Raw genomic sequence first — 14,779 nt, 5'->3', positions numbered from 1 at the left:
TGCCCCCCATGCAGATCGAAACTCCACCCACCGAAAAACGCTACGAAAAAGCCGAAGGCGAACGCCGGGGCCTCATCATCGTCAACACCGGCGACGGCAAGGGCAAAAGCACGGCGGCCTTTGGCCTGGCGCTGCGCGCGCATGGCCGGGGCAAGGCCGTGAAGATTTTCCAGTTCATGAAGGTGCCCACCGCGCGCTTTGGCGAGCACCGCATGTTCGAGCAGATCGGCCTGCCCATCGAAGGGCTGGGCGACGGTTTCAGCTGGAAGAGCCAGGACCTGGAACATTCCGCGCAGCTGGCGCGCGACGGCTGGGAGAAGGCGCGTGCCGCCATCCTCTCGGGCGAGTATTTCATGGTGGTGCTCGACGAAATCACCTACCCGCTGATCTATGGCTGGCTGCCGCTCGACGGCGTGCTGCAGACCCTGCGTGAGCGCCCCCGTGACGTGCATGTGGTGCTCACGGGTCGCCGCTGCCCCGAAGAGATCATTGAACTGGCCGATACCGTGACCGAGATGAAGCTGGTCAAGCACGCGTTCAAGGCCGGTGTGCCCGCGCAGCGCGGGATCGAGGACTGATGGCGATGGCCGAGCAGGGCGCGGACAGCCCGGCGGGCGCGGACCCATCCCCCCAGGCCTTTGCACCCGGCGACGTTCGGGCCGTGTACCGGGCGATCCATGAGCGGCGCGACATGCGCCACTTCGCTGGTGGCCAGGTGCCAGACGACACACTGCGCCGCCTGTTGGAGGCCGCGCACCACGCGCCCAGCGTGGGCTTCATGCAGCCCTGGCGCTTTGTGCGCGTGACCGACCGTGCCCTGCGCGCGCAACTGCACGGGCTGGTCGAGGAGGAACGCGTGCTCACGGCCCGCGCCCTGGGCGAGCGCGAAGACGAATTCATGCGCCTGAAGGTGCAAGGCCTGCTGGAGGCCGCCGAGGTGCTGGCGGTGTCGCTGGCCGATGGCCGCGAGAAGCACATCTTCGGCCGCCGCACCCTGCCGCAGATGGACCTGGCCTCGGCCGCCTGCGCCATCCAGAACCTGTGGCTGGCGGCGCGTGCCGAGGGCCTGGGCATGGGCTGGGTGTCGCTGTTCGACCCCGCAGCCGTGGCCCGCCTGCTGCAGCTGCCCGAGGGTGCCGAGCCGATCGCCTTGCTGTGCCTGGGGCCGGTACCGGCGTTCTACGCCGAGCCCATGCTGGCCCAGACCCGCTGGGCGCAGCGCCAGCCGCTGCAGGCGCTGGTGTTCGACAATGCCTGGGGCCGGGCGAGCAGCCTGTTTGCAGAAGGGCCGGTGCCATGAATCTGGAGATTGTGGGTTTGCCCCTGTCGGTGGGGGGCGCGTTGTCGGGGGCGTTGGCGTTGTTGCTGGCGGTGTGGCTGGACCGGCTGGTGGGCGAGCCGCCCGAGCGCGCGCACCCGGTGGTGTGGATGGGGCAGGCGCTGCGCTGGTGGGGTGAGCGGCTGGCGCCGTTGTCGCCCAAGGCGCAAGACTGGAAGTGTTTTTGGGCTGCAGCGCTTGTCTGGTGTGTGCTGGCTGCTGTGGTTTTTGTGATTTTCTGGGGTGCCCAATGGGCCGCGCTGCAACTGCACTGGCTGCTGGCGGCGGCCTTGCTGGCGCTGCTGCTCAAGCCGCTGTTTGCCTGGCGCATGCTGTGCGACGAAGTGCTGGCCGTGGAAGCAGCCCTGGCCCGCTCGCTGCCCGAGGGGCGCGCACGCCTGGCGCGCCTGGTGAGCCGCGATGTGGCGCAGCTCGATGCGCTGCAGGTGCGCGAATCGGCCATCGAGTCGCTGGCCGAAAACCTCAACGACTCGGTGGTGGCGCCGCTGTTCTGGTTCGCGCTGCTGGGCCTTCCCGGTGCAGCGCTGTACCGCTTTGCCAACACCGCCGATGCCATGTGGGGCTACCCTGGCATGCGCGGCGGGCGTTACTGGCAATGGGCGGGCAAATGGGCGGCGCGTGCGGACGATGTGCTGTCGTGGCTGCCCGCGCGCCTCACGGCGCTGCTGCTGGCGCTGGCCGCGCGGGGACTGCCGCTGCACGAGCTGGCGCGCCAGGCGCGCAAGACCCCGTCGCCCAACAGTGGCTGGCCCATGGCGGCGATGGCGATGGCGCTCGGCGTGCGGCTGGCCAAGCCGGGCGTGTACGTGCTCAACCGCAAGGGCAGGAATGCGGGGCCGCTGGATACGCGGCGGGCCGAAAAGCTGGTGTCCATGGTAGTGATGGCGCTGGTGCCACTGGCCGCTGTGGTGCATGTCCTGGTGGTGCTGGTGGCCGCTGCATGAGCGTTTTTTCCGCAGCCTTGCCCCCCCACGGCGGCCCCGATGCGGCGGGTGTGCCGCTGCATGATTTTTCAACCAATAGCAACGCCTGCGGCCCTTGCCCCGAGGCGCTGCGCGCCGTGCAGCAGGCCGACGCCACCTGCTACCCCGACCCGGCCTACACCGCGCTGCGCGAAAGCCTGGGTGCCTTTCACGGCGTCGCGCCAGAGCGCATCGTGCTGGCCGGCAGCGCCAGCGAATTCATCCACCGCATCACGGCCCTGGCGGCGCAGCAGGGCGTGCGTGCGGTGGCGCTGCCCGCGCATTGCTATGGCGACTACCCCCAGGCCGCCCAGGCACGGGGCCTGGCATTGCTGCGGCCCCCGGATGCGGGCAGCGCCGGACTGCAATGGGCCTGCGAGCCCGGCAGCCCGCAAGGGCTGGCAGACCCTGCGCTGGGCCGGTGGGCGCAGGCCGTTGCCGGTGTGGACCCCGCTGTTCCCCCGGTCCTGCGCGTGCTCGACTGCGCCTACGCACCGCTGCGGCTGGACGGCGCGGCGTGGCCCGGGCCTTCCGCAACGTCTGCACCCTGCTGGCAGCTGTGGACGCCCAACAAGGCCCTGGGCCTGACGGGGGTGCGGGCTGCTTATGCCGTGGCTCCGCCGGGCAGCGGGGCGCAGGTGCGGGCACTGGCGGCGCTGGCGCCGTCATGGCCCGTGGGGGCCCATGGCGTGGCCATGCTGCAGGCCTGGGTGCAGCCGGACGTGCAGCGCTGGCGGGCGGCCAGCCTGGTCACCCTGGCGGCCTGGAAGCAACGCCAGCTGGCCTTGTGTGAGCGCCTGGGCTGGGCCGTGCAGGGCGGCAGCCTGGCCAACTATTTCTGTGCCTTGCCCCCCCGTGGCATGCAAGAGCGCGATGGGGCGCACCTGCGCGCTGCGGGTATCAAGCTGCGCGAGTGCACCTCGTTCGGCCTGCCGGGCTGGGTGCGGCTGGGGGTGCGGTCCCCGGCTGCGCAGCAGGCGTTGGAGATGGCCTGGCGTGCCCGCGCGCCATCGGCAGAAAAAAAGGACGTATGACACAACCCCCCAAGACATTGGCCCGCTGTGTGATGGTGCTGGGCACCACCAGCGGCGCCGGCAAAAGCTGGCTTACCACTGCGCTGTGCCGCTGGTACAGCAACCAGGGCCTGAAGGTCGCGCCGTTCAAGGCGCAGAACATGAGCAACAACGCCCGTGTGGTCGAAGGCGTGGAGGGCGCCTGGGGCGAGATCGGCAGCGCCCAATACTTTCAGGCCTTGGCCGCACGCGCCGTACCCGATGTGCGCATGAACCCGCTCCTGCTCAAGCCCGAAGCCGACACGCACAGCCAGGTCGTGCTGATGGGGCAGGTGAGCGCCGAGCTGACCGCGCTGCCCTGGCGTGGGCGCAGCGAAAAGGTCTGGCCGCAGATTGCCGCCGCGCTCGATGCGCTGCGCGCCGAAAACGACGTGGTGGTGATCGAGGGCGCGGGCTCGCCCGCCGAGATCAACCTGCACGCCAGCGACATCGTCAACATGCGCGTGGCTCGCCATGCGCAGGCCCGTTGCCTGCTGGTGACCGACATCGATCGCGGTGGCGCCTTTGCCCACCTGTACGGTACCTGGGCGCTGTTGCCCGAGACGGAGCGCGTACTCATCCACGGCTTTGTGCTCAACAAGTTTCGCGGCGATGCCGCGCTGCTCGCGCCCGCGCCGCAGATGCTGCAGGAGCGCACCGGCGTGCCCACCGTGGCCACCATCCCCATGCAGTGGCGCCACGGCCTGCCCGAGGAAGATGGCGTTTTTGACGACCGCAGCACGGCAGCGGGTGCCGTGCACACCACCATCGCTGTGGTGGCCTACCCGCGCATCAGCAATCTCGACGAGTTCCAGCCGCTCAAGAACGTGCCCGGCGTGCGCCTGTTGTGGGCGCGCAACCCGGCCGATGTGGTGGGCGCGGACTGGATCGTCCTGCCCGGCTCCAAGGCCACGGCCGCCGACCTGGCCTGGCTGCGCGCGCAGGGGCTGGATGCAGCCATCGCCGCCCATGCCGCGCGCGGCGGGCGCGTGCTGGGCATCTGCGGCGGCCTGCAGATGCTGGGCGAGGCGTTGATCGACCCGCACGGCGTGGACGGCAACGGCCCGGGCCTGGGGCTGCTGCCGCTGGTCACTGCGTTTGAGCCCGACAAAACAGTGCGCCACACCACGGCCTGTTTTACCGAGCTGACCGGCGCCTGGGCCGGGCTGTCGGGCGTTGAAGTGTCTGGCTACGAAATCCACCACGGCCAGACCGCCCAGCACCCGGCCATGGCCGCCAAGGGCGATGTGGCGCGCGAGGTGGTTGCCGGCCTGGCCTGGCAGAACGCCGCCGGCAACGTGCTCGGGCTGTACCTGCACGGTCTGCTGGAAGACCCTGCTGCGCTGCGCGCGCTGTTCGGGGCCGGTGCGCCCACGCTGGATGCGGTGTTCAACGGCCTGGCCGACGCGGCGCAGGCCCACTTTGCCCCTGGCGTGCTGCATGCGTTGATCCAGTGATTCCTTCCACCATTTTCCAAGCCGATTCTGAAAGCTGTTTTTTCATGCACCACCCGACCCATTTCACCGTTCCCGCCATCGCCGACATTGGCGATGCCACCCTCACCGCGCGGCTGCAGCATGTGCTCGACCACAAGACCAAGCCCCTCGGTTCGCTCGGCCGCCTGGAGCGCCTGGCCCTGCGCATCGGCCAGGTTCTGGGCAGTGAGGCACCACAGCTGGTGCAGCCGCAGATGGTGGTCTTTGCCGGCGACCACGGCCTGGTGGCACGCGGCGTGTCGGCCTACCCGAGTGATGTCACCTGGCAGATGGTCGAGAACTTTCTGGCCGGCGGCGCCGCCGTCAGCGTGCTGGCACGCCAGCACGGCCTGGCGCTGAACGTGGTGGACTGCGGCGTGGCCCGCGACATCGCGCCGCGCGAGGTGGCGCCTGGCCAGCCCCGCCTGTGGCTGCGCAAGGTGGCGCCAGGCACGCAAGACGCCAGCATCGGCCCGGCCATGGGCGCCGCGCAATGCGCGCAGGCGCTGGCCAACGGCATGGAGGTGGTGCGCGGCCTGCCCGGCAATGCGCTGCTGCTGGGTGAGATGGGCATTGGCAACACCTCGGTGGCCTCGCTGCTGCTGGCGCGCTTGTGCGGTGTCTCGCTTCAGGACTGCACCGGCGCCGGCACGGGCCTGGATGCCGCCGGCATTGCCCGCAAGCGCGCCGTGCTGGAGCAGGCACTGGCCGCCAATGCCCACGCCACAGCGCCGCTCGATGCCCTGGCCGCGCTCGGCGGCTTCGAGGTCGCCACCATGGCCGGCGCCGTGCTGCAGGCCGCCGTCGAGCGCCGCGTCATCGTGGTCGATGGCTTCATCACCACCGCCGCCGTGCTGGTGGCCGCGCGCCTGCAGCCCGCCGTGCTGCAGCGCTGCGTGTTTGCCCACAGCTCGGGCGAACCCGGCCACGCCCTCATGCTGGCGCAGCTGCAGGCCGAGCCCCTGCTGGACATGGGCCTGCGCCTGGGTGAGGGCTCGGGTGCAGCGCTGGCCTGGCCGCTGCTGCAATCGGCCTGCGCCGTGCTGCGCGAGATGGCGAGCTTCGAGGCGGCGGGGGTGTCGCAGCGGGGTGTGGCGTGATGTGGTCCCGGTGCTGAACGCGTGGGATGCCTTCGGCCTATGGAAAAGGCTGCGTTGTTGCTACTGAATAGAGAGCTATTGGCGCTGTTTTATGAGCGGCGGCTTCAAGTCCAAGTGCAATAAAAATTTAGTGCTCGGAATCAGGCTGCCACGCCAACCTGGGAGCTGTCCACGGCAGTCACGCGATGGCCTTGCTGCGCAAGCCAGACACCGCTGCGCCCCTCGCCATCACCAGGGACGAGCACATCGCTGGGTACTTCCAGGCGCGCGCCTTGGTCGGCCAGGAAGACGTTGGTGCGAGGCCGTATTGGCAACCCGGTGCCGAGAAACTTTGATCCCAGAAATTCTTGACCTACGCCACTGATCGAAACACATGTGGTTTATTGCTTCTCTGCAGGCAGCTGTCGGGCCACCACTTCGACCAAACTGTCGATGGCGATTGGCCACGCGTCAGCCTGCGCACCCGCCATCAGGTTGAGTCGGCAGCTGCCGCAAGACACGACCACAGACGCAGCTCCTGTGGCTTCGATTTGTGCTTTCTTGATCTCCCATGCCTTGTGACGCAGCCCCGCGGCTCGGTTGATGAGAAAGGCCCCAGCGCCTCCGCCGCAGCACCAGTTGTGCTCAGCAGTGGGAGAGGTGTCGAGCAGATGCACACCAGCGGCTCTCAAGGCAGCGCGAGGTTCTTGCACCACTCCCCCATGACGAGCAAGCTTGCATGCATCGTGGTAAGTGACCAGGCTGCCGTCCTGGCTGGGCTTCAGCGCCAGACGTCCCGCCTGCACTTCCCGACCAATGAATTCGGAGATCGCCAACACATCAAAGGGCAACGGTGAGCCATCGTCCATGACCGCCTCCCATCGCAATGCGGGGTAGGAATGGCCGCACTCGGGAAGAATCACCTCTTTGGCACCTATGGCAATCGCTTCAGTGATGATTCGGCGACTGGCCTCCTTCTGCAGTGCCTCGTTTCCTGAAAGCAAGCCAAAGTTGGCAGCTTCGAAGCCAGCGCTGCGAATGGTCCAGGAACGGCCAAGGTGATTGAGTACACGAGCGGTTGCGGCAAGAGCGTCCTGAAACAACAGCACGTCAATCACGGTGCTCACCACCATGATGTCGGCCTTGGGCTCGTCGAGCGGGACCGGAATGCCCTGGGTGCGCACTTGTTCAATGGCTTGCAGCAGCTCCCGGGTTCCAACACCAAAAACAGTCCCTTGCTCCTGCTGTTCTTGTGCAACTGCGGTCAACTCCAGTGGCGCCAAGCCTGCCTCGTACAGGGCTTCGCGCATGATATTGACGCCCCGCGCAGTATTGATGCCCATGGGGCAAACCATGCTGCAACGTCCGCATTCTGTGCAGCTGTCAAAGCAAAGCTCTTGTGCCTCGAGTAGCTCTTCGTTGGTGATGTCTTTTACAAACAAACGCTTGAGCGGTGCAAACGCCGATGTTTCGCGGGCGTGAACACGGCGCAGTAAATCCAGCTTTCGGCTGGGGGTGTACTTGTCATCGCTAGTGGCCTGATAGAAATGGCAAGCCTCGGAGCAGTAGCCACAGTGCACGCACGATTCAAGATCGAGCGCCAAGCTTCGGTCCATCTTGCGCCGCATGACGGCTTTGGCTCGCTCCACACGTTCGGCATCGGACATGGGCATGGGCTTTGCCATTTCGGGCAAATGGGTGATGGCCTCGCCAAAGGCGCGAAAGACGTTCATGTCAATCATGCGCGGACTCCCCTGCGGCCCAGGAAGGCCGCCAATTGCATCCGTCCGGGAATCGCCAAAAAGGCATGCATCAGCTTTCCGAACGGGAACCAGATAAGTAACAGTTCAACGCTGGCCAAATGCACTGCCAATGGGCCGCGGTAGATCGCGTGGGGGTGTGCCATCTGCTGGATGGAAGGCTCGTACACCACAGCCATACCGGTAAGAAGTGGTGCCATGGTCAACGCCCAGGTGATGATGTCATCAGCGTTTGATATGCGGCGCAGCACAGGGTCTGTTAATCGGAACATCAGGGCCAGCAACAATGAGACGATGCTTACACCTGCTGCCACATACATGACCGCGTCAGGCAGTGCGGGCCAATGCAATCCGGTGAGCCTGCGCACGAAGGCAATGTGCGGCGCATAACCGAAAAATACGAAAAAAAGGCCGATGTGAAAAGCATACGGGTTGATCGTGGCCAGGGTGGCGCTGGCTGGAAACCAGCGAGGAACCCAGAAACGATGCAGCGCTGCGCCTGATGTCATTGCCACGCCCACCTGAACACGGGCTTTGCCGTGTGGTTTCGAACTTGGCAAACGCCACAAGGCAATCAGGCGCCATGCGCAGCCCGCAATAAAAATCACGAGCGCAACCATGAGCAAAGGTCCGCGGACCCAATCCAGTGCATCCATGTCAACCCTCCAAAATGGCAGGAGAAGAGAGGCGAAAGCAAGCCCGAGCCCAAGCTATCCAAGGAACCCAAGAGCCAGAGCTTGATTTTCATTCTTGCATTGATCAACATCGCCATCTTGATGTGGGTCAATTGGTGGCGCGCAATGGAAGATTGCGGAAAAGGATCGCGCCATTTTTATGGCTCGAAGAGTCCGCTCAGAGCCAGTGAAGGGTTTGCCCGAACTTCAAGAAGCGTTGGCTATAGGGCCCTTTGACTTCGCGCCTGAACGGCTGGTGCTGCGTGCCGACGATGTGTCGTGCGTGTTGACCATGCTGGTCGTGGCCTCTGGCGCCCGTACGGTAAGCGCCATGGGCGATCAAAAAAGAGCGACCAGCGCCGGGTCAATCCACGCTGGTAACCCGATTGGAACGCGACGGATGGTTCTATTTTCCGGGGTGGTATTTCAGCAGCCTGGGGAGGCCATACAACGCCGCGCACCAAAGGATCGCCCATACGGCCAGCAGCAGCACGGCGATAAAGGCAAAAATATCAGGCGCTTTCATCAGGGTGGTCATCAGCGAATCCTGGTAATAAAAGAACCACTGGTGGCCGCCTGGGAAGGCATGTTCGTGAAACCAGTAAAACACCACCTTGGGGCCGATGGCGAATACGGCGGCGGTGATCATGGAAAAACCCACCAAAAATCCCCGCAGGAGCTGATGCACGGGGGGCCATGGCATGTGCCGTTGCCACAGGATGAACGTCAAGACGACCCACAGCGCCAGGCTGGCCATTCCCACGCCATACAGCACATCGACCAGATGGGCCACGTCTTGCAGGTGGATGATTTCTGCCTCGTGCAACAGGGCGGTGGGTTGCCCGTTTTTCAGGGGGTAGGTGATTTCTGCCAGGCCTTGGCCGCCCGCATGCACGGCATCGCTGATTTGCCCAAACAGGCGCCAGTGATCCTGGGGCGTGGTGAATTCAAAATCCGCCTTGAAGCGGTTGTGGGGCGCGTATCGGGCAATGGTCTGGTCCAGCCCCAAAAGCCGGTAACCCACCGGGTACGCAAAATGGCACTGCGCCAGCAATACCCAGCTGATCCAGGCCAGGGCGAGAAACTGGCTGGTGAAAAACAGCGGCCAGAAAATGAATCGCTGGGTCATGGCACAGGCGGGTGAATTGCTCTGGTTGCTCTTTTGCTGCTTGCCCGTGGCTCAGCCGGCGGACAGCGTCATGTAGCCCATCATGGGCCAGTAGGTCAGTGCAAACACCACCAGCAGCACCATGGCGACCAAGGTGAGGGCGAAGCCGGTGCGCACGAAGTCGCGCGCGGTGAAGGTGTCGGTGCCGTAGGCAATCATGGCCTGGGGCGAGTTCACGGGCAGGATGAAGCCGATGCTCACCACGAATTGCAGCAGCATGGTCATGCCGATCACGTTGATGCCCGGCGTCTGCACGGCCATGAGCACGCTGATGACGATGGGAATCATGGTCGATGCCAGGGCGGTGGCGCTGGCAAAGCCCAGGTGGATGACGATCAGGAACAGCGACAGCAGCATCAGGATGGCAAAGGCGCTGGCGTTCTGCAGGCCCAGGTTGGCCACGATGAGGTTGGCCAGCCAGCTGGCGGCGTTGGTCTTGAGCAGGGCCGAGCCCACGCTGATGCCCATGGCAAACAGCACCACGGTGCCCCACGGAAAGCCCTTTTGCGAGTCTTTCCAGCTCATCACGCCAATGCGCGGCGCCAGCATGATGGCGATGGCCCCGATGGTGGTCGATGAGGTATCCAGGCTGTGCAGCACCTTCTCGGTGGACCAGAATGCCAGCAGGCCCAGCACCAGCGCCAGGAGCTTCCATTCCTTGGTGCTCATGGGGCCCAGTGCGTCGAGCTGGGCGCGGATGGCGGCCTTGCCACCGGCGATCTCGTCCATCTCGGGACGCATCATGCGCGTCATGATGAAGTAGAGCGCAACCGACAGCACCACCGAGAACGGCGCCCCGGCGATGAACCAGTCGGTCCAGGTGATGTCGTGGCCGAACTGCTTTTCGATGAAGCCGATGGCCACCATGTTCTGCGCGGCGGCGGTCTTGATGCCGATGTTCCACACGCTGGTCGTTTGCGCGGCGGTCAGCACCAGCAGCGCGGCAAAGCGGCTGCGCTTGTCCACCCGGAAGGCCAGCACAAAGCCCATCATGATGGGCATCAGGCAGGCGGCGCGCGCCGTGGCGCTGGGCACGATGAACGACAGCAGGATGCCCACCACCATGGCGCCGATCACGATCTGGTTGGAGCGCGCCTCTACCTTGGACAGCACCGTGAGCGCAATGCGCCTATCGAGCCCCGTGGCCGTCATGGCGGCGGCAATGAAGCAGGCTGCCGCCACCAGCGCCACGGCGCTGCTGGAAAACCCCGACAGCGCCAGGTTCAGTGCCGCGCTGGTGCCCATGTCTCCCTCGGTCTTGCCCACCGCGGGCGCGAAGGCCAGCAAAAAGATCATCAGCGCGCCAATCACCACCGCGCTGACGGCGTAATCCATTGCCTCGGTCATCCAGACGATCACGGCAAAGGCCAGGATGCCCAGCATCACCTGGCCCGCCACCGGCAGGCCCTGCGCAGCGGGCATCAGCACGATGGCGGCCAGCGCCACCAGGGCGGCAATCAGGCCCGCGCGTTGCACCCAGCTTGCGCCGGGCGCCGCCGCAACGGGGGCAGGGGTTGCAGGGGATGTGCTCATGGGTTGTTCCTTGTTGTGATGGCAGTGCCGGGAGCAAGCCTGGGCTCAGACAGCGCTCCTGAAATGATTGTCTCCGCTGTGGGTGCAGCGGTTGTGACAAGGCTGACCGGCTTGCTCGGGCACCGGCGCTGCGTTATCCCGCACAGGTCTGGTTGCGTCCCAGGTCCTTGGCCTGGTAGAGGGCGGCGTCAGCGCGTGTGAGCATGGCTTCCAGGGAGTCCTGCGGGCCTTGCCAGGTGGCGACCCCGATGCTGAGCTGGCAATCGAGCGGGTGCCCTGCCTGGAGCAGGGCATGGATGCGTTGTGCGACATGGCGGGCTGCCGCGGCATCGGTGTCGGGCAGCAGAATCAGAAATTCCTCGCCACCGTAACGACCCAGCCGGTCTCCGCTGCGCAAGACAGACGCCGTGCAGGCTGTGAAATGCACCAGCACGGCATCACCGTGCTGGTGGCCGTGCGTGTCGTTCACCGCCTTGAAGTGGTCCAGGTCGAGCATCATGATCGACGGCCCTCGGCCATGGCGGCGGGCACCCTCCAGTTCCTCTTGGCACAGCTGCATGATGGCGCGGCGGTTGAGCGTCTGTGTCAGCGAGTCGTGCATGGCCAGGTGCTCCAGCTCGGTGCGCAGCCGGTCGGTCGCCAGCAGGACGGCGCCAATGGACAGCATCAGCACCGTCAGCACATAGGCGCCGATGTAGGCCGTCTGGAAATGCGAAGGCTCCATCATGTCGCTGTCGGCCCGGCCCATGACGATCGAAGTGAAGCGCGCTGCCAGTACCAGGATGTGCAACGCCAGCACGACCTGCACCAGCCGCATGGGAAAGCCCTTGCCGCCGTGGCGCCAGAGAAAGCGCAGATGCGCGCCATACAGCACCGCCATCAGCAGCACGAAAATGGCAACCCGCAGTCGATAGCTGGGCGCGACGTAGGTCAGCCATGTCAGCACCAGCAGGGACGCGGCGGCAACGCTGCCCCACAAGATCCACCCTCCGCCATGCCCCAGGAACCGGCGGCTGCCGATGTAATAAACCGTTGCGCCCAGCAGCAGCGCCTGGTTCGCCAGCACGACGGTGAGGAAAGGGGAGAGTTGACCCCGGCCGCTGAAGAGCAGCGTTGCGACCAGCCACAGCACCGGGCTTGCTGCCCAATAGTCCAGCCCGCGGATGCTGGGCGGGTAGTTGCGCCGCATGACCCACAGCACCACCGCCATCATGGCCGACATGAGGCCGCCCAGGGCAATGAGGGAGCGCGGATCGAGTGGCATCTTCCGGCAGGGGGCGATGGGGTGGCGGTGTAAAAAAATGTTTATTTCAGTATAGCCAGACCCTGTTTCCCGGCGGGGTGAATTTGTGGGCTGGCTGCCGGTGCGCAGTGCGGCTGCCGGGGGGGCTGTGCGGGCTGCGGAAAAGCAGGGCGAAAAAAAGCCACCCACGGACCGGGTGGCTTGCCGGGTGCTGGCGCCGGACCGTTCAGGCAGGGGTGGTCACACGTTCCATGCGCGTCAGCGGCAGGGCCTCGTCGGCGCTGGCGGCGTTCTGCATCACGAAGTTGAATTGGGTGCGCGTGAAGGGCGCGCTGATGCCCAGCGACTCGTAGCCCGCGGGTGCCACGTTCCTCTCCAGGCCCACGATCAGGCCATCGCGCGTGGCGAAGGCAAAGTCGTCGTCGATGTAGCTGTCGCCAGGAATGTTGACCTGCGTGGTCAGTGTGCGCATGCCGGGAGCCGCCACCAGGAAGTGGATATGCGCAGGACGGTTGCCATGGCGGCCCAGGGCCTCAAACAGCTCGGACGTGGGGCTGTTCGGGGGAATGGCATAACCCGGCGGCAGGAAGGAGCGGAAGCGGTACTGGCCCTTGGCATCCGTCTCGATGCGGCGGCGCAGTTCGTAGGGTTTCATGCCAGGGAAGAAGTGCGAATAGCCGCCCTGTTCATTGGCATGCCACACGTCCACCGAGGCGTGGGCCACGGGCTGGCCGTTCAGGTCCAGCACCTGGCCTTCCATCACGAACACCTCGCCCTTGGGCTCGCCCTCGTCCAGGCGCACTTCGCCCTGGGACATGGGGGCACCGGCCACAAACAGCGGGCCTTCGATGGCGCGCGGCGTGCCGCCTGTGCGGCCGGCCTTGGCGTCGGCTTCGTCGGCGCGGATGTCGATCAGGCGGTCAAACCCCAGGCCTGCGGTGATCAGGCCCGTCTGGCCCGTAGCACCCAGGCGCGTGAGCCAGCCGGCCGCGGCCCAGAATTCGTCGGGGGTCACATCCAGTTCGTCGATGGTCTTGAACAGGTCGGTGACGATGCGCTCGGTGAGCTGGCGCACGCGTGCGTTGCCGGGGGCGATCTTCCTGGTGTTGACCAGTTCCAGCAGCTGGGCTTGGGTGAGTTCGGACATGGACGTCTTCTCGGTGGGATGGGGTGGAATAAAGGCAGGTGAAATCAGTCGAGCTTGATGCCGCGCTCGGTGATCAGCTTGGTCCAGCGATCGGACTCTCGGGTCAGGTGCTTGGCCAGTTCGTCGGGCGTGGAACCTACGGGCTCGGCACCGATGGATTCAAAGCGTTTGGCCACCTCGGGGTCCTTCATGGCGGCCAGCAGGGCCGCGTTGAGCTTGCTGACGATGGCCTTGGGCGTGGACGCAGGCATGAACACGGCAAACCATGGCGATACTTCGTAGCCGGGCACGCCCGCCTCGGCCAGCGTGGGCACATCGGGCAGGGTGCTGGAGCGCTTGGCCGTGGTCACGCCCAGGGCGCGCAGCTTGCCCGACTGGATGTGCGGGCGTGCCGAGGTGATGCTGTCGAACATGTAGTTGACCTGCCCGCCCAGAAGGTCGGACACGGCCGGGCCGCTGCCCTTGTAGGGGATGTGCAGCATCTCGATCTGCGCCAGCGAGGTGAACACCTCGCCCGCCAGGTGGATGGAGGTGCCGTTGCCGGCCGAGGCGTAGGTGAGCTGGCCGGGGGCCTTGCGCGCGGCGGCGATCACGTCCTTGACGCTCTTCACGTCGGGCTGGGTGGCGTTGGTGACCAGCACGTTGGGCACCACGGCCAGCAGGCTCACGGGGGCGAAGTCCTTGATCGGGTCGTAGCTGAGCTTGCCGTACAGCGGCTTGTTGGTGGCCATGCCGATCGAGGTGATCATCATGGTGTAGCCGTCGCCGGGCTGCTTGGCCACGTAGTCGGCGCCGATGTTGCCGCCCGCACCGGGCTTGTTCTCGATGACGAAAGGCTGGCCCAGCGTCTTGCCGGCCTTCTCGCCCAGCGTGCGGGCGATGGCGTCCATGGCGCCGCCGGGCGGGAAGGGCACCACCCAGCGGATGGGCTTGGCGGGCCAGTTGGCCGCAGGGGCCTGGGCGTGCGCAGTGGGCAAGGCGGCAAGGGCCAGGCCGCAGGCCAGCAGTGCCAGCGTCTGTCGTTTCGTCGTCATGGTGGATGTCTCTTTATGGGGTTGCGAAAGGCTCAGATGGCCGAGGGGTGCTGCGCCAGGGGGGTGACGGAGATCTTCATGAACGGAAACAGCGGCAGCCCTTGCAGCAGCTGGTGCAGTTCGTCGTTGGACGCCACATCGAAGATGCTGTAGTTGGCGTATTCGCCCACCACGCGCCAGATGCTCTTCCAGCGACCATCGCGTTGCAGGTCTTGCGAATAGGCCTTTTCGCGGGCCTTGATCTCGTTGGCTTCTTCCACGGGCAAGTCGCGCGGAATGTTCACATCCATACGTACCAGAAACAGCATCGGTG

15 protein-coding genes are annotated in these 14,779 nt (G+C 65.7%); 6 read left to right on the top strand and 9 right to left on the bottom strand.

Annotated elements, in window-relative coordinates:
- The first annotated feature begins 8 nt into the window (after nucleotides 1-8).
- Genes cobO through cobT form a run of 6 tightly spaced genes read left to right on the top strand, consistent with a single transcriptional unit; the run spans nucleotide 9 to nucleotide 5,928 of the window.
- Complete coding sequence (cobO, locus tag K225_RS0106550) at nucleotides 9-578, top strand: cob(I)yrinic acid a,c-diamide adenosyltransferase (RefSeq protein ID WP_026435669.1); 570 nt, start codon at nucleotides 9-11, stop codon at nucleotides 576-578.
- Nucleotides 578-1,300: a 5,6-dimethylbenzimidazole synthase gene (gene bluB, locus K225_RS20460; RefSeq protein ID WP_034711947.1), complete on the top strand. Its 723-nt coding sequence runs from the start codon at nucleotides 578-580 to the stop codon at nucleotides 1,298-1,300. Before cobO ends, bluB begins: the two co-directional genes overlap by 1 nt.
- Complete coding sequence (gene cbiB / locus K225_RS0106540) at nucleotides 1,297-2,283, top strand: adenosylcobinamide-phosphate synthase CbiB (protein ID WP_155885238.1); 987 nt, start codon at nucleotides 1,297-1,299, stop codon at nucleotides 2,281-2,283. Before bluB ends, cbiB begins: the two co-directional genes overlap by 4 nt.
- Nucleotides 2,280-3,335 carry an aminotransferase class I/II-fold pyridoxal phosphate-dependent enzyme gene (locus K225_RS0106535; protein WP_026435667.1) on the top strand — a complete coding sequence of 352 codons (1,056 nt, stop codon included), beginning with the start codon at nucleotides 2,280-2,282 and terminating at the stop codon, nucleotides 3,333-3,335. Before cbiB ends, K225_RS0106535 begins: the two co-directional genes overlap by 4 nt.
- Nucleotides 3,336-3,367: 32 nt before the next feature.
- A complete protein-coding gene (locus K225_RS0106530) occupies nucleotides 3,368-4,810 on the top strand; it encodes a cobyric acid synthase (protein WP_026435666.1) in 1,443 nt (480 codons plus the stop codon).
- A gap of 44 nt (nucleotides 4,811-4,854) precedes the next feature.
- On the top strand, nucleotides 4,855-5,928 hold the full coding sequence (gene cobT, locus K225_RS0106525) for a nicotinate-nucleotide--dimethylbenzimidazole phosphoribosyltransferase (RefSeq protein ID WP_026435665.1): 1,074 nt from the start codon (nucleotides 4,855-4,857) through the stop codon (nucleotides 5,926-5,928).
- A gap of 140 nt (nucleotides 5,929-6,068) precedes the next feature.
- On the opposite strand, the gene K225_RS22725 is transcribed toward cobT, so the two are convergent.
- The 9 genes from K225_RS22725 to catC form a co-directional block, all read right to left on the bottom strand.
- Nucleotides 6,069-6,242, bottom strand: coding sequence for a TPMT family class I SAM-dependent methyltransferase (locus K225_RS22725; protein ID WP_255346461.1), 174 nt, complete (start codon nucleotides 6,240-6,242; stop codon nucleotides 6,069-6,071).
- Between the two features lie 66 nt (nucleotides 6,243-6,308).
- The gene (locus tag K225_RS0106515) at nucleotides 6,309-7,649 is read right to left on the bottom strand and encodes a (Fe-S)-binding protein (RefSeq protein ID WP_026435664.1); all 1,341 of its coding nucleotides are present in this window, start codon (nucleotides 7,647-7,649) and stop codon (nucleotides 6,309-6,311) included.
- A complete protein-coding gene (locus tag K225_RS20455; protein WP_034711940.1) occupies nucleotides 7,646-8,323 on the bottom strand; it encodes a hypothetical protein in 678 nt (225 codons plus the stop codon). The genes K225_RS0106515 and K225_RS20455 overlap by 4 nt, the downstream gene beginning before the upstream one ends.
- Nucleotides 8,324-8,747: 424 nt before the next feature.
- The gene (locus K225_RS20450) at nucleotides 8,748-9,470 is read right to left on the bottom strand and encodes a DUF1461 domain-containing protein (protein WP_034711937.1); all 723 of its coding nucleotides are present in this window, start codon (nucleotides 9,468-9,470) and stop codon (nucleotides 8,748-8,750) included.
- Nucleotides 9,471-9,521: 51 nt separating this feature from the next.
- Nucleotides 9,522-11,042, bottom strand: a complete 1,521-nt coding sequence (locus K225_RS0106500; protein ID WP_026435663.1) for a DASS family sodium-coupled anion symporter — start codon at nucleotides 11,040-11,042, stop codon at nucleotides 9,522-9,524.
- A 133-nt stretch (nucleotides 11,043-11,175) separates the two neighbouring features.
- A complete protein-coding gene (locus K225_RS0106495) occupies nucleotides 11,176-12,306 on the bottom strand; it encodes a GGDEF domain-containing protein (RefSeq protein WP_026435662.1) in 1,131 nt (376 codons plus the stop codon).
- A gap of 205 nt (nucleotides 12,307-12,511) precedes the next feature.
- A complete protein-coding gene (locus tag K225_RS0106490; protein WP_026435661.1) occupies nucleotides 12,512-13,432 on the bottom strand; it encodes a dioxygenase in 921 nt (306 codons plus the stop codon).
- A 44-nt stretch (nucleotides 13,433-13,476) separates the two neighbouring features.
- Nucleotides 13,477-14,466, bottom strand: a complete 990-nt coding sequence (locus tag K225_RS0106485; protein ID WP_026435660.1) for a tripartite tricarboxylate transporter substrate binding protein — start codon at nucleotides 14,464-14,466, stop codon at nucleotides 13,477-13,479.
- A gap of 32 nt (nucleotides 14,467-14,498) precedes the next feature.
- On the bottom strand, nucleotides 14,499-14,774 hold the full coding sequence (gene catC, locus K225_RS0106480) for a muconolactone Delta-isomerase (RefSeq protein WP_026435659.1): 276 nt from the start codon (nucleotides 14,772-14,774) through the stop codon (nucleotides 14,499-14,501).
- Nucleotides 14,775-14,779 lie beyond the last annotated feature (5 nt).

The organism is Acidovorax sp. JHL-9, from assembly GCF_000426205.1.
GTDB lineage: Bacteria > Pseudomonadota > Gammaproteobacteria > Burkholderiales > Burkholderiaceae_C > Acidovorax > Acidovorax soli.
The sequence above is the reverse complement of the archived record's forward strand: the minus strand, read 5'-3'. Positions and strand labels throughout refer to the sequence as shown.